This is a genomic window from Alteromonas infernus, assembly GCF_902705815.1.
Genome location: NZ_CACSIG010000068.1, coordinates 63,248 through 82,198, shown reverse-complemented (window position 1 = coordinate 82,198; position 18,951 = coordinate 63,248). Strand labels below are relative to the sequence as shown.

15 protein-coding genes and 1 pseudogene are annotated in these 18,951 nt (G+C 46.5%); 3 read left to right on the top strand and 13 right to left on the bottom strand.

The window, feature by feature from the left end:
* Positions 1-3 precede the first annotated feature (3 nt).
* The 12 genes from ACX5J7_RS16765 to ACX5J7_RS16710 all read right to left on the bottom strand — a co-directional run bounded on the left by ACX5J7_RS16765 (position 4) and on the right by ACX5J7_RS16710 (position 13,608).
* Positions 4-2,496 carry a TonB-dependent receptor gene (locus ACX5J7_RS16765; RefSeq protein WP_498707593.1) on the bottom strand — a complete coding sequence of 831 codons (2,493 nt, stop codon included), beginning with the start codon at positions 2,494-2,496 and terminating at the stop codon, positions 4-6.
* A 120-nt stretch (positions 2,497-2,616) separates the two neighbouring features.
* A complete protein-coding gene (locus tag ACX5J7_RS16760; protein WP_474376828.1) occupies positions 2,617-4,401 on the bottom strand; it encodes an insulinase family protein in 1,785 nt (594 codons plus the stop codon).
* Between the two features lie 74 nt (positions 4,402-4,475).
* A complete protein-coding gene (gene pqqE / locus ACX5J7_RS16755) occupies positions 4,476-5,636 on the bottom strand; it encodes a pyrroloquinoline quinone biosynthesis protein PqqE (RefSeq protein ID WP_474376827.1) in 1,161 nt (386 codons plus the stop codon).
* Entirely contained in the window at positions 5,626-6,030 is a 405-nt protein-coding gene (gene pqqD, locus ACX5J7_RS16750) for a pyrroloquinoline quinone biosynthesis peptide chaperone PqqD (protein WP_015068009.1), read from the bottom strand. The genes pqqE and pqqD overlap by 11 nt, the downstream gene beginning before the upstream one ends.
* Positions 6,030-6,785 (bottom strand): pyrroloquinoline-quinone synthase PqqC, encoded by a 756-nt coding sequence (pqqC, locus tag ACX5J7_RS16745; protein WP_020746571.1) that lies wholly within the window; start codon positions 6,783-6,785, stop codon positions 6,030-6,032. Before pqqC ends, pqqD begins: the two co-directional genes overlap by 1 nt.
* A 2-nt stretch (positions 6,786-6,787) precedes the next feature.
* Positions 6,788-7,708 carry a pyrroloquinoline quinone biosynthesis protein PqqB gene (pqqB, locus tag ACX5J7_RS16740; protein ID WP_498707591.1) on the bottom strand — a complete coding sequence of 307 codons (921 nt, stop codon included), beginning with the start codon at positions 7,706-7,708 and terminating at the stop codon, positions 6,788-6,790.
* Positions 7,709-7,780: 72 nt separating this feature from the next.
* Positions 7,781-7,852, bottom strand: a complete 72-nt coding sequence (gene pqqA / locus ACX5J7_RS16735; protein ID WP_071953288.1) for a pyrroloquinoline quinone precursor peptide PqqA — start codon at positions 7,850-7,852, stop codon at positions 7,781-7,783.
* A gap of 104 nt (positions 7,853-7,956) precedes the next feature.
* On the bottom strand, positions 7,957-9,633 hold the full coding sequence (locus ACX5J7_RS16730; protein WP_498707590.1) for a leucyl aminopeptidase: 1,677 nt from the start codon (positions 9,631-9,633) through the stop codon (positions 7,957-7,959).
* A gap of 156 nt (positions 9,634-9,789) precedes the next feature.
* The gene (locus tag ACX5J7_RS16725; RefSeq protein WP_015068005.1) at positions 9,790-10,572 is read right to left on the bottom strand and encodes an ABC transporter permease; all 783 of its coding nucleotides are present in this window, start codon (positions 10,570-10,572) and stop codon (positions 9,790-9,792) included.
* Positions 10,572-11,294, bottom strand: coding sequence for an ATP-binding cassette domain-containing protein (locus ACX5J7_RS16720; RefSeq protein ID WP_498707589.1), 723 nt, complete (start codon positions 11,292-11,294; stop codon positions 10,572-10,574). The genes ACX5J7_RS16725 and ACX5J7_RS16720 overlap by 1 nt, the downstream gene beginning before the upstream one ends.
* Complete coding sequence (locus ACX5J7_RS16715; protein WP_498707587.1) at positions 11,285-12,262, bottom strand: PQQ-dependent catabolism-associated beta-propeller protein; 978 nt, start codon at positions 12,260-12,262, stop codon at positions 11,285-11,287. Before ACX5J7_RS16715 ends, ACX5J7_RS16720 begins: the two co-directional genes overlap by 10 nt.
* On the bottom strand, positions 12,259-13,608 hold the full coding sequence (locus tag ACX5J7_RS16710) for a type 1 periplasmic-binding domain-containing protein (RefSeq protein WP_498707586.1): 1,350 nt from the start codon (positions 13,606-13,608) through the stop codon (positions 12,259-12,261). The genes ACX5J7_RS16715 and ACX5J7_RS16710 overlap by 4 nt, the downstream gene beginning before the upstream one ends.
* 184 nt (positions 13,609-13,792) lie before the next feature.
* Between ACX5J7_RS16710 and ACX5J7_RS16705 the strand changes: the two genes are divergently transcribed.
* The 3 genes and pseudogenes from ACX5J7_RS16705 to pedF all read left to right on the top strand — a co-directional run bounded on the left by ACX5J7_RS16705 (position 13,793) and on the right by pedF (position 17,655).
* On the top strand, positions 13,793-14,701 hold the full coding sequence (locus ACX5J7_RS16705; RefSeq protein ID WP_015068001.1) for a substrate-binding periplasmic protein: 909 nt from the start codon (positions 13,793-13,795) through the stop codon (positions 14,699-14,701).
* Positions 14,702-15,074: 373 nt separating this feature from the next.
* Positions 15,075-16,861: pseudogene (locus tag ACX5J7_RS16700) on the top strand (PQQ-dependent methanol/ethanol family dehydrogenase).
* Between the two features lie 296 nt (positions 16,862-17,157).
* Positions 17,158-17,655 carry a cytochrome c-550 PedF gene (pedF, locus tag ACX5J7_RS16695; RefSeq protein ID WP_015067999.1) on the top strand — a complete coding sequence of 166 codons (498 nt, stop codon included), beginning with the start codon at positions 17,158-17,160 and terminating at the stop codon, positions 17,653-17,655.
* Positions 17,656-17,797: 142 nt separating this feature from the next.
* On the opposite strand, the gene ACX5J7_RS16690 is transcribed toward pedF, so the two are convergent.
* A complete protein-coding gene (locus ACX5J7_RS16690) occupies positions 17,798-18,730 on the bottom strand; it encodes an AEC family transporter (protein ID WP_498707584.1) in 933 nt (310 codons plus the stop codon).
* Positions 18,731-18,951 lie beyond the last annotated feature (221 nt).

The following is an 18,951-nucleotide window of genomic DNA, read 5'->3' as shown; positions in this document are numbered from 1 at the left end:
TTATTAGAATCTTGCTTTTAGATTCACACTGACCATTCGCGGTTGTGCGGGGCCCACGAACTGTGCACCTTCTACGTCGGGGTAAATGTCTTCTAACACCTCATCGGCCTCGCCATAAGTGCCAAAGGTTTCATAGTCCTTGTCGAACACATTGTTCACACGTAGCGATGCGGTAAATGTGTCGTTGAAACGGTACGATGCATAAATGTTTGCAATAACGTATCCGTCAATCTTTTCATTTTCGTTAGCCTCATCGCCCCTAAAGTACTGACTAGATGCTGAAATAACTTCTGCCCCCAAACGCGCTTTATCCGTTAAGGCGTAATCTGCATAGAGCTTGACTAGATGCTCTGGCTGGCCTGGAATTTTGTCACCTGGTGTTACGAGTCTGTCTGGACCCTGAGGGTTAAAGGGGCTAAACGACGTCAATGTTGATTCATAGGTTGCGTTAAGATAGTTGTAGTTTAACCGGTAGGTTAGTTTTTCCCACGTTGAACCTACGCTGAATTCTACGCCCTGACGCTGGGTTTCATCAACGTTAATAAAGTATCCGCGAGAGGCAACAGAGCCTGCTTGTTGGAAGATAATGTCATCCTTACTTCTACTGTGAAAAACATTTAGCATCAGGTCGATGTTATCAATGCGTGTGGTGTAGTTCGCTTCAATAGTTTGGGTGACCACCTGATCAAGAGGAGGATCGGCCACAAAACCGTTCGGTAAGCGGCACGGGTCGTCTTCATCTGCACAGCTTAACTCTGCTGGGCTTGGCGTTCTTGAAGACTGGCTGATTGCAAGATTCAACTGGCTTTGCTCATCTATAGTAATGTCTACCCCTACCGCTGGGTTAAATTGGGTAAAACGGTGATTGCCGTCCAATGAACCTTCACCGTCATCAATCAGGTCTTCCATAACAATATGGTCTCGGTTAAAACGTCCACCAAGATTGAGTGATACGACTGAAGAGAGCTGTGTGCTACTCATGAAAAATAGCGACCATGCGGTGGTGTCTACATCTAATCTAACTCTGGCTTCTTGTGCCATGAGCCCGTCGATGGGTAAAACGGTGCGTGAGTCTTGTGCAGATTCGTTTTCCAAAATACCAAATGTAGTATCAGCGGCGTAGTTAACATCTCCTTTGGTGTAGCTGGCACCAACAATTAACTCTGAACTGAAGCCGCTTAAGGCATATTGTTTTGCTAGCTGAAAAGATAACCCAGTAGCTTTGGCGTCTGTGCGGCCCGTATTGTATGTTCCATCAAGTTCATCTGCGTCCACATCTGATATTTCGGCAAGCGCGGTGTCGTCATCAAAGCCAATAAATTCAACCGCTTCTATATCGTCGTCTTCTCCTACAACAGGCAAATCATCGTCATCATCGTCGTCGCCATCATCATCACTATCAAGCGGAGCATCATCATCGTCGTCATCATCTTCAAATTCACACAGTGTTACGCGTCCATCAGCGAACTGGCAGGCACCAAAATCACTGTCATCGCCGTTGATTGATTGAGTTTGTGTGTCGCGATAAAACATATTGGCGGTTAAAGATAAGGTGTCAGTTAAAACGAAATCACCGGTTATATTAACGTGCGTAAGTTCGTTGTTGGTCTGATCGGGGTGGGTGTAGACCGCTTCTCTTCCTTCAATATCCAGCAGTTCAATAGGCGACGCACCATTTCCGAGTAACTCGTTATCGGCCATAAAGAGGTTCATGTCGAGATGCATTTTGTCACTTTTATAGGCAAGCGATGTAAATACTTGCTGCACTTCAGATGGCGAATAGTCACGCCAGCCATCTTCCTCATAATGATTCAGGTTCACATAATACGCCCAATGATCGTTATGACCACCAGATTCCACAGACGCGGCTTTCTGGCCGAATTGTCCAGCCTGTAAATCTATTTCGTTGGCGTTGAAGCTAAACCCTGTTTTCGTTCTTAGCGCAAGGGCACCGCCTAGCGTGTTTTGGCCAAACAGAGGGTTTGAACCAGAGTACAAAGAAACGGTATCTATAGCATCTAGAGGCATTAGGTCCCAATGTACAGTATCGCCAAACGCTTCATTAACCCGACCGCCGTTTAAGTACACCGAAATGCCCTGAGGTAGACCAAGCAGCGGAGAGGCAGTAAACCCGCGGTATTGCAGATCGGGTTGGAACGGATTGTTTTGAACATCGTTTAGGTTCACGCTTGCCAGCTGAGTTTTGAGTAGCTCCGGTAGTGAACGGTTGACGCTCCCTTCAATGTCGTCTTGAGTGAGTGTCTGAACGTTACCAAATACGGCAGAGTTATTGCTGTTGGCGCTAAGCGGTGTCGCTCCCTGTACCTCTATAACCTCGTAGTGGTCCATTGCATCGTTAGCTTCTGCAGCAGAGCTAAACGCATAGGTTACAGCGCTTGCAATAATCGCAAGAGCAAATGGTGAACGGGCAAGTTGATGTGTTGGGAATTGTGCAACGTTTTGGCTAGAGCTTTTAGTAGAAATTCGCGTAGGCATGGTCTTGACTGCTTCGTTATTATTTATACTTTCAGTATTGCCTTAACCATTCCCTAAAAATATCCTCCTTAAGTGGGAGGAAGTATCATAAATTGGTAGCAGTGTTTTTTCCCGAATTCCCTACGAGAGAATCGATAAAACCTTATGACACCAGTTTTCACGCTCTGTGATATTTGTATCGCTGGCACCAAATAGAAAAAGGTTATTTTCAAAGGTTGCAGCGCCCAGTGCGTAGCATTCCCCCGAGGTTCTTGGTTGCCAGAAAAGGTGGTGTGCAAGTACCGCTTGTAGTCTTGACTGTTGATAGAACGCGATGCGATACACCCAGTGCGAGGCTAAATAACCAGAATCAGAATTTAGAGAAGCCGACTCTAGAGTTATTGAGGGCGATGGAATGGAAAACGGCGTTAAGTGCGAAGCAATGTGTTCAGCGTTAAAGCGTTTCAAATTGGTGGTCTTGTTGGCGAGTGGCCGCAATAAACGTGGAAGTGCAGGCAAGTGCTCTAACGCAATAAAATGTCGGTATTTAGAGGTAAGACGCGGTATTAAAAGTGACTGGTCGCTATTGGAAGCGCTGGCTTGCGCGGAAAAGTCTTTGCGTGCCTTTCTAATCCGCTCGCGAGCGATTGACTTTTCAGGTGAAGGTAGAGCCCCCAAATAGGAGAGCGATACCTTATTAGCACTCGCCAAATAAGCGCTTTTGGTGGCACAATCTTTGGCGGCGCACTTGTTCGAACCCAATGCATCTGTTAGTTGCGCAAAATAGCGAATAGCCGCCCCCACACCTTCTGCGTGTTTATCAGTGTCTGGCATTGGCTTTGAAGGTCTAATATCAAATGAGGCAAGACACGCGGATACCACATGTTTTAGTTGTCGCAGCCTTTTATCATTATCATCGCTCACGAGCTTGTGTGTCAGATTTTGTGAAAGCTTTGGAAGTGCTTCTATCGAAAGCTCGCTTGCTACTTCCTTCATCGCTTCGTTTGTGACGAGGCGAATTGCAAAATTGCCTTGTTGATTGATTTCGGGGTCGATAAATAAAGTGTTTTCAAGGCCTGCTACGGTGCTAAGTGTTGCGTCTTGCTGTAGTAAACCATTTAAAAAGCACTGAGGAAACCACCAGGTTAATACATGCCTTATTGATTCGTTTTCGCCTTTTGTCGTTTGCGCATCAAGAGAGGCTTCTTTGTCTAAATGTGAGTGTTCACGTTGAGATGCGTGCTGACTCAGTGCAGCGTTCCTGTTCAGTGTTGATTCTTCGCTCAAAGCAGCTTCCGCGCTCAAGGCTGTTTCCGCGCTCTGCGCTTTCATTGCGCTCACGGCTGTAACAACCTCCTTGCACTGCTCAAAAAAGTGGGCTGAATTACTGTAAACCAGCGTGGTGATATTGCTTGGCTGATACCACTGGCGTTTGTAGTCTTGAAGCGCTTGAATGCTGTTGCTGCCTATGGTTTGTGTAAAACCACCCGCGTGTTTATAGGCATTTTTATGGGTATCGGCCAATCGAATAGCGGCGTTTAATGCATAGTCGCTGTTTGCCTCTAGCATGGCGAGCTCGTTAAAAATAACCCCGTCACGCTCTAAGGTAACCTCATCGGTACCGTAATCCCGGTTAAGCAGGCCACAGTATAGGTAATTTACAGCATCAAGCAGCACGTTCGCTTTTTCAGACGAAGCGAAAAAGAAGGTGTACTCGGCGAGTGTGGTAGCGTTAATAGTGACAGGCAGAAGTGTATTAGCCGTAAAAAGCTCGTGGGCAGCGGGGTATGGGTGAGAGCGTCGAAAGCTCATGTGCTCAGCTAAATGAGACAACCCAGTGTGGCCTGCTGCAGGGGTTTTTAGCGCAAAAACAACGCTATGCACTTTTGACCCAGAGCCGGCATCAATGAAATGAAATTCAGACATACACTTTTATCATTACGGGTTAACGGTATCTCTTTTTGTTTCGTACTTATTGCAGCCCATTTACATCCTAGTAATTACCTCGTAGCACTTACTTCCAAGATGGGAATCGGCTTTTCCACCTTTCGATACTGTAGTGCCTTCGACGGTGCAGTACCTGCTTTATCGGTAATGCCTTTCATTAAATGGTGATCGGGCGACTTGCTGCAAACCGGATCCGTCTTATACATATCACCTGTTAGCAGGTAGGCCTGACATCGGCAGCCGCCAAAGTCTTTATCTTTTTCATCGCAGTCCCTACAGGGCGACGGCATCCAACTATCGCCACGGAAATGATTAAAGCTAAAGTCTTGATGCCAAATATCGTGCAATGAACGTTCTTTCACGTTGGGAAAAGACAGAGGTAATATCTTCGCGCTGTGACACGGAAGGGCACTGCCATCTGGCGTTACGGTTAAAAACGTGGTGCCCCAGCCATTCATGCAAGCCTTAGGGCGAGATTCGTAATAGTCGGGCGATACAAATATGAAGGTAGGCCCTTTACCGTTTTGCTGCGCTCGATAGCGGTTCACTGCGGCCTCAGCGTCCTGTAGCTGCTGTGACGTAGGCAGCAAATGGTCTCTGTTTTCATAGGCCCAGCCGTAATACTGTACGGTAGCCAGCTCGACAAAATCAGCGTTTAGCTGCTCGCTGAGCGCCATCACGTCTTCTATCTCGTGAATGTTCTGCGCGGTAATACAGAAGTTAAGCACCATAGGGTAGTCGTATTGTTTTACCAGCTTCGCAATTTTAAGTTTTTGTTCAAATGAATGGCGCTTATTGCCTATTAAGTCGTTTACTTCAGCATTGGCTGCTTGAAAGCTCAGCTGTATGTGGTCGAGCCCGGCTTCTTTGAGTTTGGCAATACGTTTCTCTGTCATGCCAATGCCAGAGGTGATCAAGTTGGTGTAAAAACCCAAAGCCCGCGCATAAGCGACCAAGTGCTCCAAGTCTTTTCGAAGCAATGGCTCTCCGCCAGAAAAGCCCAATTGCACGGCGCCCATTTCCCGCGCTTCACGCAGCACTCGCTCCCAGTGCTCAGTAGAGAGCTCATTGAATGTTTCTTCCATGTTTACTGGGTTGGAGCAATACGGGCAATGCAATGGGCACTGATAGGTAATTTCGGCTAGGAGCCACAGCGGTGGCGTTATGCTATTTGGTTCGTCGGTTTGTAAATCAACGTCTGTATCATTCGTCATAGCGGATCCACTTCTTTTGCTCGGCATGAACCAGAAATACATGAACATCTTCTTCTAAGTCATCAGGTGCATCAGGGAATGCCTGGCGAAGTTCAGCACAAATGGCATTTTCCGTATTGTTGCCATCTACACGCTTAAGAATTTCTGCTGCAGAAGGGTTAAGTTTGATCATTCCTTCGGGGAACAACAAAACATAACAACCCTGAGCTTTCTCGTACTGCATGCGAAAAAGCGGATTTAAAGAAGCTGTTTTGTCTCTTGTGCCGCAGCCCTCGTTGTTGTGACTGCTGCTATTTTCAATGTTGTCTTCCGGGGTATTTGAACCAATGTCATCATCACCGACGCTATCAGCATCTAAGTGGTGTTGGGTTTGTGATTGTAAATTCGACATCATTAAAACCTCCCTTTATGGCACACCCGCTGGTCGGCAATACCATCGAACGGCTTTCTCTTATATTCATAGGCAAAGCAAATGGCATCAGCAATGCTCCACAAAATATCAATTTTGAACTGCAGTATATTGAGCGCATGTTCTTGCTGTTGTCGGGTAACAAAGTGGTCAAGGGTAATCTGCAGGCCATGCTCTACATCACGGCGCGCCTGACTTAACCGCATTTGAAAGTAGGTAAAGCCTTCACTATCAATCCATGTATAGTGCTCAGGCCAGGTATCTAATCGGCTTTGATGTATTTCAGGGGCAAACATTTCAGTTAACGATGAGCAGGCAGCCTCTTCCCACGACGCACGGCGGGCAAAATTCACATAGGCATTCACTGCAAACTTAACCGCTGGCAACAGGTGTGTTTCATCAAGCATCTCGCTGCGGTTTAAGCCTACCGCTTCGCCCAATCGCAACCAGGCTTCTATGCCGCCAAGTCCGTCTTCACCTTTCCGTCCATCATGATCGATTATTCGTTGGATCCAAGTTCTGCGTACCGATTGATCTTCGCAATTTGCTAAAATTGCCGCGTCTTTAACCGGAATCGCCATTTGATAATACAGTCGGTTGGCCACCCAGCCCTGAATTTCATCAACGCTGCAGTGCCCTTCATTCATACGTTTATGAAAGGGGTGATGAATATGGTAGTAAGCGCCTTTTTCTCTCAGTTTTTGTTCAAATTCTTGTCTAGACCATGCGTGTTCTGTCATTACTACACCTCAATTTCCATGCCGTCGTAAGCCAATTCAATACCCTGCTCACACAGGCTGTGATAAGCACTGGAGTCTTCGTCTAGCACGCGATTTGTATTGTTGATATGAATAAGCACTTTACGCTCAACGTTAAATTCATTTAGCAGCGCAATGGCTCCGCCCTTTCCATTAACCGGCATGTGTCCCATATCAGTGCCCAGCTTGTTGCTAAAGCCGTGAGCTATCATTTCTTCATTGGCCCACAGCGTACCGTCAAATAGCACGCAGTGAGATTCGCGCATTACTTGTTTTACTGTGTCGTTTGCCTGCATACATCCTGGCGCGTAAAAAAGCACGTTGCCCGTGGTGTCGTCAGTTATCTTCAGGCCGATATTGTTGCCCGGCACAATGTTGTCGCGATACGTCGAATAAGGGGGGGCATTAGACTCTAATACCACGGGTTGGAAAGTCAGGCCTTCTGCCCCCTTTGGTACAAAGTGTTGATGATAATCGGTATTAATTGAATGCTGCTGTAGTCCGCCGTGCCAGTGTTTTAATACGGTAAAAAGCGGGAAGCTGGTGGTTAGGTCTTCGGCCACAACATCGGTACAATAAACGGGAAGGGGTAAGCCTTCGCGCAATGTTAGCAGGCCTGTAGTATGGTCTATTTGACTGTCGGTAAGCACAATTGCGCTTATGCGTGTGCCGCGAGACACATGGTCCTCGGGCCACAGCTGCGGGTGGCTATTTATCTGCTCCCGCAAATCGGGGGAGGCATTAATGAGAACCCAATTTTTACCATCACTACTGACAGCAATGCTCGACTGTGTTCTGCTTTTAGCCTTTATTTTTCCTTCCCGTAATCCCTTACAATTTGCGCAGTGACAGTTCCATTGCGGAAATCCACCTCCGGCGGCAGCACCAAGAATCAATACGTGCATAACAACTCCATACTACAAGTAAAAAAAGGCTGCATCGGCAGCCTTTTTGTTCATCATCCCAGAGGGCGTTGCCTAGCGGTTATTGATGTAAAGTGTTACTTCAAAACCAAGGCGCATTTCTGTGTATTGGGGTTTAGTCCACATAGTTGTTCCTCTTCTTTATGATTAAACGCATGACTGAGTATATGTTGAATATGTGTTAACAGATATCCTCCTAAGGGAGGAGAACTGTCATGAATTTTGATGATTTATCGCCTATTTTTTTTAGCGCAGCGGCTTAAGTAAGATAAAAGTAAAGGAATAGGGCGACCGGTCGCCGATAACGATTTGGTGTAGGTAAAAGCGGTTCCTGCCACATCGAGGTGAGCCCACGGGGTGCCGTCAGCAAAACGAGAGAGAAAGCAGCCTGCCGAAATAGCACCGGGAGAGTTTATGCCCGTATTCATCATATCCGCGTGTTGAGAAGTGATGGCGTCTTGATATTCTGGCCACAGTGGAAAAGGCCAGCACCTGTCATTAGCCAGTTCCCCCGCTTCTATTAACGCACTTTCAAGCGCTGGAGCGTTGCTAAAAAGCGCAGTGGCTTTGTGCCCCAGTGCGCTAATAGCCGCGCCGGTTAGCGTTGCTATATCAATAATAACCGAGGGGGAGAACTGTTTCGCGTAGCTGATTGAATCGGCCATAAGCATACGCCCCTCTGCATCAGTACTCATGACTTCCACGGTTTTTCCTGCGTGCATAGTAATAATGTCACCCGGACGATAAGCTTTGCCATCAATCGCATTATCGGCGCTTGCCACAATACCAATAATATTTACATTCAACCCTAGTGTGGCAACAGCTTGAATAACGCCCAATACGCAACCTGCGCCCGCCATGTCGTAAATCATATGGCGCATATCCGGGCTGCGTTTTAACGTGATGCCGCCGCTGTCAAATGTGACGCCCTTGCCAATTAGCACTACTGGCGGTGCATCCTCTAAACCATTGGCTGCATAGCGAAGAACAGGCATGGAGGCGGCGAACTGTGAACCTGCGTTTACCGCTAAATAACCATTCATACCTAGCTGCTTTAGCGTGCTTTCATTAAGGATATCGCAGGAAACCGTGCTAAAGGTTTGTGCCAGGTGTTGAGCTTGTTCGGCCAAATAATACGGCGTACATAAGTTGGCCGGCATGTGGGCGAGATCTTTAGCCCAGGTCATCGCGTCATTAAGGGCGGATTCATAGCGGATAGTGTGTGAAGCGAGACGCTTTTGCGCGGTATTAAAATGCTTGGCATCTAATGCAAGAGACAGTGTGCCCCTAATATCAATTGCTTGATTAATTGCTTCATTATTTGCGTTGATGTTGTCATTGAGAGGCTGACTGTTGGAAACCGATCGATTATTCGTTTTATAGCCTTTAAAGTGATAGCCGTGCTTGAAATAGCTTCTAAGTAGCGCACTTAGAAACTGTGAATGGCTCGCAACGACGTTAACAGGGTCACTGCTTGCTGTTTCAGAGGTAGAAAGCGCCATTAACGACAGCTTTTCCAAGGTTACCGACATGCTTTTAAGCTTCTTAAATAATGCATCGAACTGCTGTTCTGCATAGCGAAAAGCTAACGCGTTAGTTTGGTTCACGTCACTGATGCTTTTCGAATTAAACGCGGAGTTTGAATCGCTAGCGTAGCTTGAGCGGTTAACCATGGAGGGGTCATTAGTTTTAGATAAAGTCGAGGCACGGCTAGAGACGTTGGGTGCATCTGACGCTTCAAAAAGCGCAAAATCGACACCATAAAACAGCACACGTTTAACATCAGCTAATTGTTGGCTAATACTGTTTTGTCCGGTTTTTTCAGTGTCTGGGGTGTAACGTTTTTTTAAACGCCTTAAGGCCTTGTACGAATACGTATTCGCCCTTATTTCCTGCAAAACCTTCATCGTCAAAAACCTGCCCAATGTATGCCTTAGCGGGTGTTGAAAAGTGAAAAAGTTGGCTCGCCAACAACGTGGGCGTAGTTAAAATAAGTAAGCAGTCACTATCTTCTAACGTTTCAAATTTATTGCTTTCATTAGCCCAGATTAGGTTTGCTTTTATCACGAAAAGCGCCCTTTTGAGGCTTTGGGGCGAAAGCTTCTCACAGCGAAAATAAACGTGATGGCTGTAAGGCAAAGTACAACAGCTAGCGCGTTGTGTTCGAGTTTTTCATAGAGCGCAAATCGCAGTAATTCTACGCCGCTACTAAAGGGGTTAAACGCGCAAATCTGATACAGCCATTCGCTGGCCTCACGCATTTTCCAAAGCGGGTATAAGGCGCTTGATAGAAAGAACAACGGGAAAATGACAAAGTTCATGACCCCGGCAAAGTTCTCTAGCTGCTTAATATAGTTTGCCAGTAATAATCCTAACGAACCTAAAAACAATGACAGTAGTGCGATAACAGGCAGCGCATAAACGTACCCCAACGCAGATAAGCGTACATCTAGCAATAGCGCAAAAGCAAAGAAGATATATACCTGAATAGCGCTTACCAAGGTGTTGGCTATCAGCTTACTGCCTAGCAGAAAAGGGCGGGGAACCGGGCTTAACAGCAAAACTTTCATGCTGCCCATTTCTCTGTCGTACACCATGGACAGTGAACTTTGCATACTATTAAAAAGTACTATCATGGCGGCAAGCCCAGGTACAATGTACTCTTCGTACAAAATATAACTCTCGTAAGGCTCGGTCATTGAAAGACCCAGGGCCGAACGAAACCCCGCGGCAAAAACAAATAGCCAAAGTAATGGCCGCACCAATGCACTCAACAGGCGTGTGCGCTGCTGCCAGAACTTCAGCATCTCTCTGGTAAGTACGCCCACAAAACAGCGCCAATACATCAGGAGCCTTCCTGCATCAAATGCTGCCAAAGGTGCTCAATATCCTGTTGATGATATTTGGCTAACAAGGCTTCACATTTATCGTGGGCTAACACTCGCCCTTTTGATAAGACTATCAAGTTGTTGTTGTGCTTCACTTCTTCAAATAAATGCGTGGCCCACAGTACACTTACGTTTTGGGAATGAGCGAGTGCTTGTACTACCCGCAAAATAAGATGACGGGATTCTATGTCTAGGCCAACGGTAGGCTCGTCTAGTAGGAGTAAGGATGGCTTGTGAATAAGGCAGCGAGCTAACTCGACCCGACGTCTGTGCCCGCCATTTAAGTTTCGAATTTTTGTGTTGAGCTTGCTCGTAAGGTCGAGTTCGTCGAGCAAACCTTGAATATGCGAAAGCGCGCTAGCGGTGCTTATGCCGTGAAGCGAAGCAAAGTAAGACAAATTTTGTTTTACTGATAAGTCGATATCTAAGGTACTTTGCTGAAATACCACGCCCATTTTCGCCATAATACTTGTGCGAGATTGAGACAGGCTAGCACCATCAAAGGTAATGCTACCTTTTGTGAGTTTTTGCAGGCCCGTAATAAGCGCAAACAAGGTGCTTTTGCCTGCGCCGTTAGGCCCAAGTAGCATAGTCAAGCCTGGCTTTAGGCAAAGGCTTATATTGTCCAGCGCGTTGTGGCTGCCGTACTGATGTGAAACCGCTTGAACCGCTATTTCCATTTAACCGCCACGCCCCAAGGGTATCGCCCCACTTTTACCGTTTGCTCTACGTTTAACGTGTGGGTATTGATGACAGAAACATCACCGCTCACACCGTTAGTGGTCAGCAATAAAGACTGATCTTGATTAAACGCTAATTGCCACACTCGTCGCCCAACCAAAATGTAGTCTTCCACTTCGAAGGTATCGGTATTGATGACCGCTATGCGATTCGCTGGGCCAAGCGCCACGAAGGCGTAGGGCTTATCTTTCATAAGCACAATACCCACTGGCTGAATCTTGTCGCGATAAACGCCCTTAATGGCAAAGGAAAGGGTCTTCACTTTTTGCTTGGTGGCTGTATCGAAAATACTGACGGTGCCACCTATTTCCGAGCTTACCCAAAGGTACTTGTCATCTCTGGTAAAGTGAGCATCTCTGGGTCTTGCATCAACCAAGCTATTTGCAATATTTTCGTGCGTTTTGGTATCTATCCAGTGCACCATGTTAGTGGTTTCTGATGTGACGACCATCATGCTGCCATCGTGACTCACAGCCAGCCCTTCAGGCTCTACGCCTACATCTATCTGAGAAATGACCTGAGCCGTTGGAATGTCGATAACGGTAAGAAGGGCATCGTCTTCATTAGCCGTGTAAATAGTGGTGCCGTTAGGATGTAATGCTATGGTTTCAGGATCTGCACCTGAGGGAAGATCGCCCACTATGGAATGGGTAGACAAATCCATAATTTGAATGCGATCAGCATCAGAGGCACAGATATACGCGTGGGACTGGTCTGCACTTAAAATAAACCCTCGGGGTCGCTCTCCAACCTCGATAGTTTCAACCACATCAAATGTTGTCATATCAATGACAGATAGCGTGTTGTCTTTTTCGTTAGTGACATAGGCTTGAGGAAGTGCAAATGCTTGAGGAAGTGCAAAGGCTGCCATTAAACTGCCAAGCAAGAGTGCAAAGCGATAGCTCATAACTTGTCCTTACAGGTAGTGTGTGTTGCGCCTAATGTGTCCAGTTCGTTGGTTCGGTGCAGAAAGCCTTCAAGGGGCGCATGAGTCACCAGTGCGTCTTCGTGAGCCAGCGCAATAGGCTGACGAAATTGGTGGGTGTAGGGGCGAATAGAAAGAGGGCGGCCTTTATAGGCACCCAGCGTGTAGTCGTCGCTAAGCAAGGTGTTAAGTATTCCCTGCTGCTTTAAATCGCTTCTTTGCTGCGCAGCATTTGCTACGGCCATTACCGCAAGATACGCGGCGAAGTCGACTTCATTCATGTGTCTGTTAAACCCGTCGTTAAAACGGCTTTGAAGCTGACGGGCGCCCCATTGTTCGTGGGTAAAGTGCCAACCTAGTGCTTTTAGGCCGGCAGCGCCTACCACAGGTACGGGATAATAGGTGTTAAAGGGTAGGCTATACGCGAATTGTGCCGCGCTATCGGCGGTAAAAACAGCCAGATAGGTTTCTGTTGTTCGCGTAAATTGAGGAATTTCAGCAAAGGCAGCCCTGCGTAAATCAAAACTGTCCTGCCACTGTTTAGTTTCAACAAGTGAAAGCTTAAATTTTTTAGCGCTGCGTTTGAACGCGGCTAGGTATGCAGCATCGTCAGCGGTTTTTCCGTAAACTGCGAATATCTCGCCAATACGCTTAGTGCGAAACCATTGGGCTAGCGCGTCGGCTTTCATCTGATAGCTGGGGATTGTATGAAACAAGGGCAGGCGACATGAATTTTGCCTCAGTAGATCATCGCTATTAGCTACGTTAAAAAATACGGCATTAGGAAGCGTGCTTTGAATAGTGGCAATCAACTGCTCAATTGAGGCAGCCTTTACCTCATCGCTGCTTTGAATATCCAGTAGAACAACAGGTGCAATGCTGCCTTGCTGATTGCTGCTTTTTGCTTTGTGATTTGTGTTAGCACCTGAAGCAGGGTGCTGGCGAGTTTTAGCTAAAGAAGCTTGCAGTTCGCCGATAGAAGGCACACTGATTTCAGTTAACTCAAACTGATAACCAAGAAATTTTCCCGTGATATTGGCATCCTTTATCGCCACACTTGCGCCAGCTGTCCCCTCATTGCTGGGGGACTTTAAATAGTCTGGTGTGCCTGGTGGAGATGTGCCCGCAACTTTTATGTAAATGACCGGAATAGTGGCAAAAGAGGCCTGTAGTGCAGCTTGTTGAGACTGTGAAGCTTGTACTTCATTAAACGCGAGCGCGCTGTTAAAAAACGACAACAGAACGCAACAAATAAGTGAAGCTACACATTTTTGATAGCGCTTACCGGTTAATCGCCTTTCAACCGTGTTTTTTACACCCTTTGCCATATACCACCCCGAGCTCAGCTGCATGCTTTTGCTGATATCTGTTTGTCTGACATAAGGGTATATGGCAATTTTCCCGAAGAACATCCTCCTAAAGGAGGAATGCTATGGCGCTAAAGTAGCATTAGTAAAATCACGCTAACCCCTTAGTATGCTTAAGAAGTTCGATTGAATAAGTGGGTAAGCTGTGCAGTTAGTTAAACCTTTTCGAGTTATTTTCATTTTACTCTGCCTGATAACGGGTTCTGCGCTTTCTGCCTTCGGGGAAGCAAGATCGTTAGACGATATTAAAGACAGCGGTTTAATTAGAATTGCGGTGTACACCGACTATCCTCCATTTTCATTTATTGAAAACGATAGCCCCACAGGTATTGATATTGATATCGCCCGTGAAATCGCGAGCGCCCTTGATGTTGAGCTAGAACTGATATGGATGACACCAGGTGAAACGACAGAAGACGATTTCAGAAATTACCTATGGAAGGGCCATATTATCCACCGCATTAAGGCTGATGTGATGATGCGCGCGCCTTACGACCCCAGTTTTTCTCAAAAACGTGACGATGTGGGCTTGTTGGTTAATGAGCTCGTTCATATGTTTGCCCCCTATCAGCGTGAAAGCTGGCAAATCATTCACAACACGCAAACCTTGCCCGAAGTGGAAACCATGGGCATGTTTCAGTATCACACGATTGGTGCGGAAATAGACAGCATTCCCCACTTTTACCTAACGTCAGCGTTTGGCGGCCGATTGCGAGAAAAAACATCGCACTATGGCTCAAACGCAGAAGCGTTTGACGCGATGAAAGCGGGAACCGTCGAAGCGGTAATGGGATTGCGCTCGCAAATATCCTACCTCAGTCAGTTTGTTGATAACGAGCAATATCGCCTTGCAAGCAACGCGTTTCCGCTTATTGGAAAGCAAAAGTGGGATATAGGACTTGCTGTTCATACTAATTATCGCGCGCTAGGCTATGAAATTGGTGATGTAATTACGCGAATGGTGGTAGAGGGCGATATGCAGCGGCTATTTGAGAAATACAAAACCATTTATGAGATGCCGCCCTATTTTGCGGGGAATGAAAGTTCAGAATAAGATAATTCAGTATAAAGGCATCTGACCAATAGCGATCAGAACAATGGCACTTTAAGCAATAGCACTCTGGTTAACAGGCTTCGAATTACAGCTTTTCGAACAATAGTATGTTAACCGGTAGCACTTTAGGCAATACTTCTATGGCCAACTGCCTTCTTACCTCTAGCGCCGTTATCAAAAACGTATTACTTTAAAAAACATGAAAGCGTAAAAGCGTTAAACGAAAGGGAAAATAGCCCTTCATTCCTCCTCCTAAAGGAGGAGTCAAATCACTCCGCTGTTGCATAGGCATCGACATCCCCCCTAGCTATGCTAATCCTAACGAATAGTCTGAAACAGACCATTTATGGCCTACATGCAACTAGGAACCGTTATGAATAATAATATGCCAATTAAAAAACTTGCCCTATCAATGTTGATTTGTGCAAGTGCGTTAACTCCTGTCCATGCTGTTGTCACCGACAAAGATATTCAAAATGACCACAATACTACTGACGATATAGTGACGTATGGAATGGGCTTAAAAGCTCAGCGCTATAGCCCGTTAACCGCTATTAACCGCGATACCGTAGAAGAGGTGCGTCCTGTATGGGCCTTTTCGTTAGGCGGTGAGAAGCAGCGGGGGCAAGAGTCCCAGCCCATGGTCAAAGATGGCGTGATGTATGTAACCGGATCTTACTCTCGTGTGTGGGCCATCGATGCGAGAACTGGTGAAGAGCTATGGCAATATGAGGCGCGTTTGCCAGACGGCATTATGCCTTGCTGTGACGTTATAAACCGTGGCGTTGCGCTTTACGATAATCTGGTCATATTCGGCACCTTGGATGCCAAGTTAGTAGCACTTGATAAAGACACGGGTAAAACTGTTTGGAAGAAAAAAGTTGAAGACTACCGAGCGGGCTACGCCATTACTGCGGCGCCTATTGTTGTTGACGGAAAAGTCATTACAGGCATCTCCGGTGGTGAGTTCGGTATCGTCGGTAAAGTGTATGCTTACGACGCGAAGTCTGGCAAACAGCTGTGGGTTAGACCTACCGTTGAAGGGCACATGGGTTATCTATGGAAAGACGGTAAGAAAACCGAGAATGGTATTTCAGGTGGCGCGCCAGGTAAAACATGGCCTGCTGATTTATGGAAAACCGGTGGTGCAGCAACGTGGCTAGGCGGCACTTACGATTCGGACACTGGTTTACTTTCTTTGGAACAGGTAACCCTGCACCGTGGAACTCTCACCTACGCCCTGGCGATAACTACTTCTCGTCGTCACGCTTAGCTATCGACCCTAATACAGGGAAGATTGTGTGGCACTTCCAAACTACGCCACACGATGGCTGGGACTTCGATGGTGTAAACGAGCTTATCTCGTTTGATTACCAAGAAAACGGCAAGACAGTGAAAGCGGCAGCAACCGCCGACAGAAACGGCTTTTTCTACGTCCTTAACCGCGAGAACGGTGATTTTATTCGCGGCTTTCCATTTGTCGACGAGCTAAACTGGGCAAAGGGACTCGATGAAAAAGGGCGACCCATTTACGTTGACGCTAACCGCCCAGGAAGCCCTGCACAATCTGCTGATGGCAAACAGGGGGAGCAAGTTGTAGCGCGCCCTGCATTTTTAGGGGGAAAAAACTGGATGCCAATGGCCTACTCTAAGGACACAGAGCTGTTTTATGTGCCTTCAAATGAATGGGAGATGGATATTTGGAATGAGCCTACCGCTTACAAAAAAGGGGCAGCGTACCTAGGCGCGGGTTTCACCATTAAATCAGTGGATGAAGATTTTATTGGTGTACTTAAAGCGATTGACCCTAAAACAGGTAAAACGGTGTGGCGCTATAACAACTTCTCTCCACTATGGGGCGGTGTGTTAACCACAGGCGGTGGCTTAGTGTGGACTGGCAACCCTGAAGGTTATCTTATGGCTTTTGACGACAAAACCGGCGAAATGGTTTACAAGTTCCAAACTGGCTCAGGTATTGTTGGCTCTCCAGTGACATGGGAAATGGATGGTGAGCAGTACATCTCTGTACTATCTGGATGGGGCGGCGCAGTGCCATTATGGGGCGGTGAAGTTGCAAAACGCGTTAAGCACTTCAACCAAGGCGGCACCGTGTGGACGTTTAAATTGCCCAAGCGCTATCAGCAGGTGGCAAAAAACTAACCTTAGCTGAGCAGTATATAGTGATTAATACATGGCCTGCGCCAACGTGCGCTGGCCATTTTATTCATCACCTTTTCATTCATCTGTTGGCAAGGTAAGTCTTCATCATTTTTATGAGCGTTATTTCGACTCTAACTTTAGTATTAATGTTGAAGCAGCAAGAGTAAGCCAGGCGTTTCCAGGGACTATCATTGTGGCCTCCTACCAAAGGAGGAGCCTTTCAAAACCAAAGTAGAGTTACCCCTTATTTCCTCGTACGTATACTTAATTCATAGTCTTTTGAGGATGTATGAATTATGAAAACAAAAATATCGATGTTGTTTGCTGCACTCGTGGTAACGGGCTTGTCTGGCCACGTGCTTGCACACGGAAATGTTATCCCTCAAGGAGCAGATAGCTCAGAAATGCCGCCAATCACCGATGGCGATGAGTCTGAAAATGGCTGGGTGTTTGAAAACCCCTACCGAAGCCTAGACGACGACACCAAAACAAAAGTTATCAAATTTGGTGAATCAGCTTATGCAAATAACTGTGCAGGTTGTCACGGCTTGCACGCGCAGTCTGGCGGAATAAACCCAGACCTTCGTGAACTTGATCCTGAAAGCTTTGAAGACGACGAATGGTTCGTTGAGCGCTTGCGCTTCGGTTCGGCGAAAGGCATGCCTGCACTTGGCGGTATTCCTGAAGGTCAAACCGATCCTATCTTAGATCAAGAGACACTTTGGGCTATTAAAACCTACGTTGAAGCACGCCGTGTTGTGGCCATTGAAGAGGGTGAGATAGAAGCAGATTAAGGCGGCGTCTGTTACGCTTTTTCGCCGAGTTAACGTCAAGTTGCCCGGCGCTTTTCGTTTCTAAGCTATGTGGCAACGGGTTCACCGCAGCTGTTTGTTAACCTTTTAGCCCCGCAGTACGTCTAGCGAAGATGCGTCTTTTTTAAACTAACTGTAATTTACTCAGTACCCCAAAGGCGAGGGCGGTAATCGGTAAAGACGCCAATGTGCTGACTGCGATAATACTTGCCGCTAAGCGGTAATCACCACCTAAGTTCCTCACCATGACATAGCTTGCCGCAGCGGTTGGTGAGATGGCTAATAAAAGAACAATGCCAAGCTCCATCCCTTTAAAACCAAAAGCATAGGCAATAGAAACTAACACCGTAGGATAAATGACGCATTTGCTCGTGGTGCTCAATACAATATTAAACCAGTCACTGGAAAATGAGCGAAACTGCAATGACGCGCCGGTACAAATGAGAGCAAGGGGCAGGGTAAGCTGCGCAAAATACTCACCGGTTTTAACAATCATTTCGGGAAGCTGCCATTCAAAATAGGAAAAGGGCAGGGCAGCAGCAATGGAGATAATTAATGGGTTCTTTGCCATACCCGATACTTGTCCGAGCAATGAGCGTGACGTACCTTGGTAAAAATTAAGGACAAAGACTGACAATACGTTAAATAATATGGTGATACATCCCATATAGACCGAGGCTACAGCGAGGCCCTCTTGTCCGTAGGTATTGGCGCAATACGCAAGACCTATAATGCCCATATTAGCCCTAAAGCCTCCCTGAACCACAACGCCTCGTGCTTTATAGGGCTGAACCGCTACATGGGAAGTTATCATTAAGACAATAAACACAAGTAGTGTACCTATTACCCCTACACCAATAAGGGTTGGGTTGGCGGCCTTGGAAAAGTCTGCCCTCGCGATAGACAAAAATAGCAAGGCCGGTAAGGCGACGTTAAAGACAAGCTTTGAGCCTGCTTCAATAAAACCTTCATTGAGCCATTTAATTCTAAAAAAAAGCCACCCCATTAACAGCAAAATAAGGACAGGAATAAGCGTAGTGGTGACAAAGCTGAGCATAAAAAGAACCAGGCCTTTTATTGTTTTCAAAATGAATGATCTGGGGCTGAACTGAAGTGCAGCGCGTGATAACACAGTATGCCAACGTTCTTCTTTGATGCATAAGACAAATTTCAAGATACGATAAGAAAAATGCGCAGTGACCCGCATCTTGTGATTTATAAGTATTCACAAACGTGTTTAATAAGCGTAAGTTAATATTTATTCAGAGTTAGATTTGC

What these genes read in the sequence shown, in the direction of transcription:
- ACX5J7_RS16765 (WP_498707593.1), bottom strand. Translation starts at nt 2,496, where the DNA reads ATGCCTACGCGAATTTCTACTAAAAGCTCTAGCCAAAACGTTGCACAA.
- ACX5J7_RS16760 (WP_474376828.1), bottom strand. Translation starts at nt 4,401, where the DNA reads ATGTCTGAATTTCATTTCATTGATGCCGGCTCTGGGTCAAAAGTGCAT.
- pqqE (WP_474376827.1), bottom strand. Translation starts at nt 5,636, where the DNA reads ATGACGAATGATACAGACGTTGATTTACAAACCGACGAACCAAATAGC.
- pqqD (WP_015068009.1), bottom strand. Translation starts at nt 6,030, where the DNA reads ATGATGTCGAATTTACAATCACAAACCCAACACCACTTAGATGCTGAT.
- pqqC (WP_020746571.1), bottom strand. Translation starts at nt 6,785, where the DNA reads ATGACAGAACACGCATGGTCTAGACAAGAATTTGAACAAAAACTGAGA.
- pqqB (WP_498707591.1), bottom strand. Translation starts at nt 7,708, where the DNA reads ATGCACGTATTGATTCTTGGTGCTGCCGCCGGAGGTGGATTTCCGCAA.
- ACX5J7_RS16730 (WP_498707590.1), bottom strand. Translation starts at nt 9,633, where the DNA reads ATGAAGGTTTTGCAGGAAATAAGGGCGAATACGTATTCGTACAAGGCC.
- ACX5J7_RS16725 (WP_015068005.1), bottom strand. Translation starts at nt 10,572, where the DNA reads ATGTATTGGCGCTGTTTTGTGGGCGTACTTACCAGAGAGATGCTGAAG.
- ACX5J7_RS16720 (WP_498707589.1), bottom strand. Translation starts at nt 11,294, where the DNA reads ATGGAAATAGCGGTTCAAGCGGTTTCACATCAGTACGGCAGCCACAAC.
- ACX5J7_RS16715 (WP_498707587.1), bottom strand. Translation starts at nt 12,262, where the DNA reads ATGAGCTATCGCTTTGCACTCTTGCTTGGCAGTTTAATGGCAGCCTTT.
- ACX5J7_RS16710 (WP_498707586.1), bottom strand. Translation starts at nt 13,608, where the DNA reads ATGGCAAAGGGTGTAAAAAACACGGTTGAAAGGCGATTAACCGGTAAG.
- pedF (WP_015067999.1), top strand. Translation starts at nt 17,158, where the DNA reads ATGAAAACAAAAATATCGATGTTGTTTGCTGCACTCGTGGTAACGGGC.
- ACX5J7_RS16690 (WP_498707584.1), bottom strand. Translation starts at nt 18,730, where the DNA reads ATGCTCAGCTTTGTCACCACTACGCTTATTCCTGTCCTTATTTTGCTG.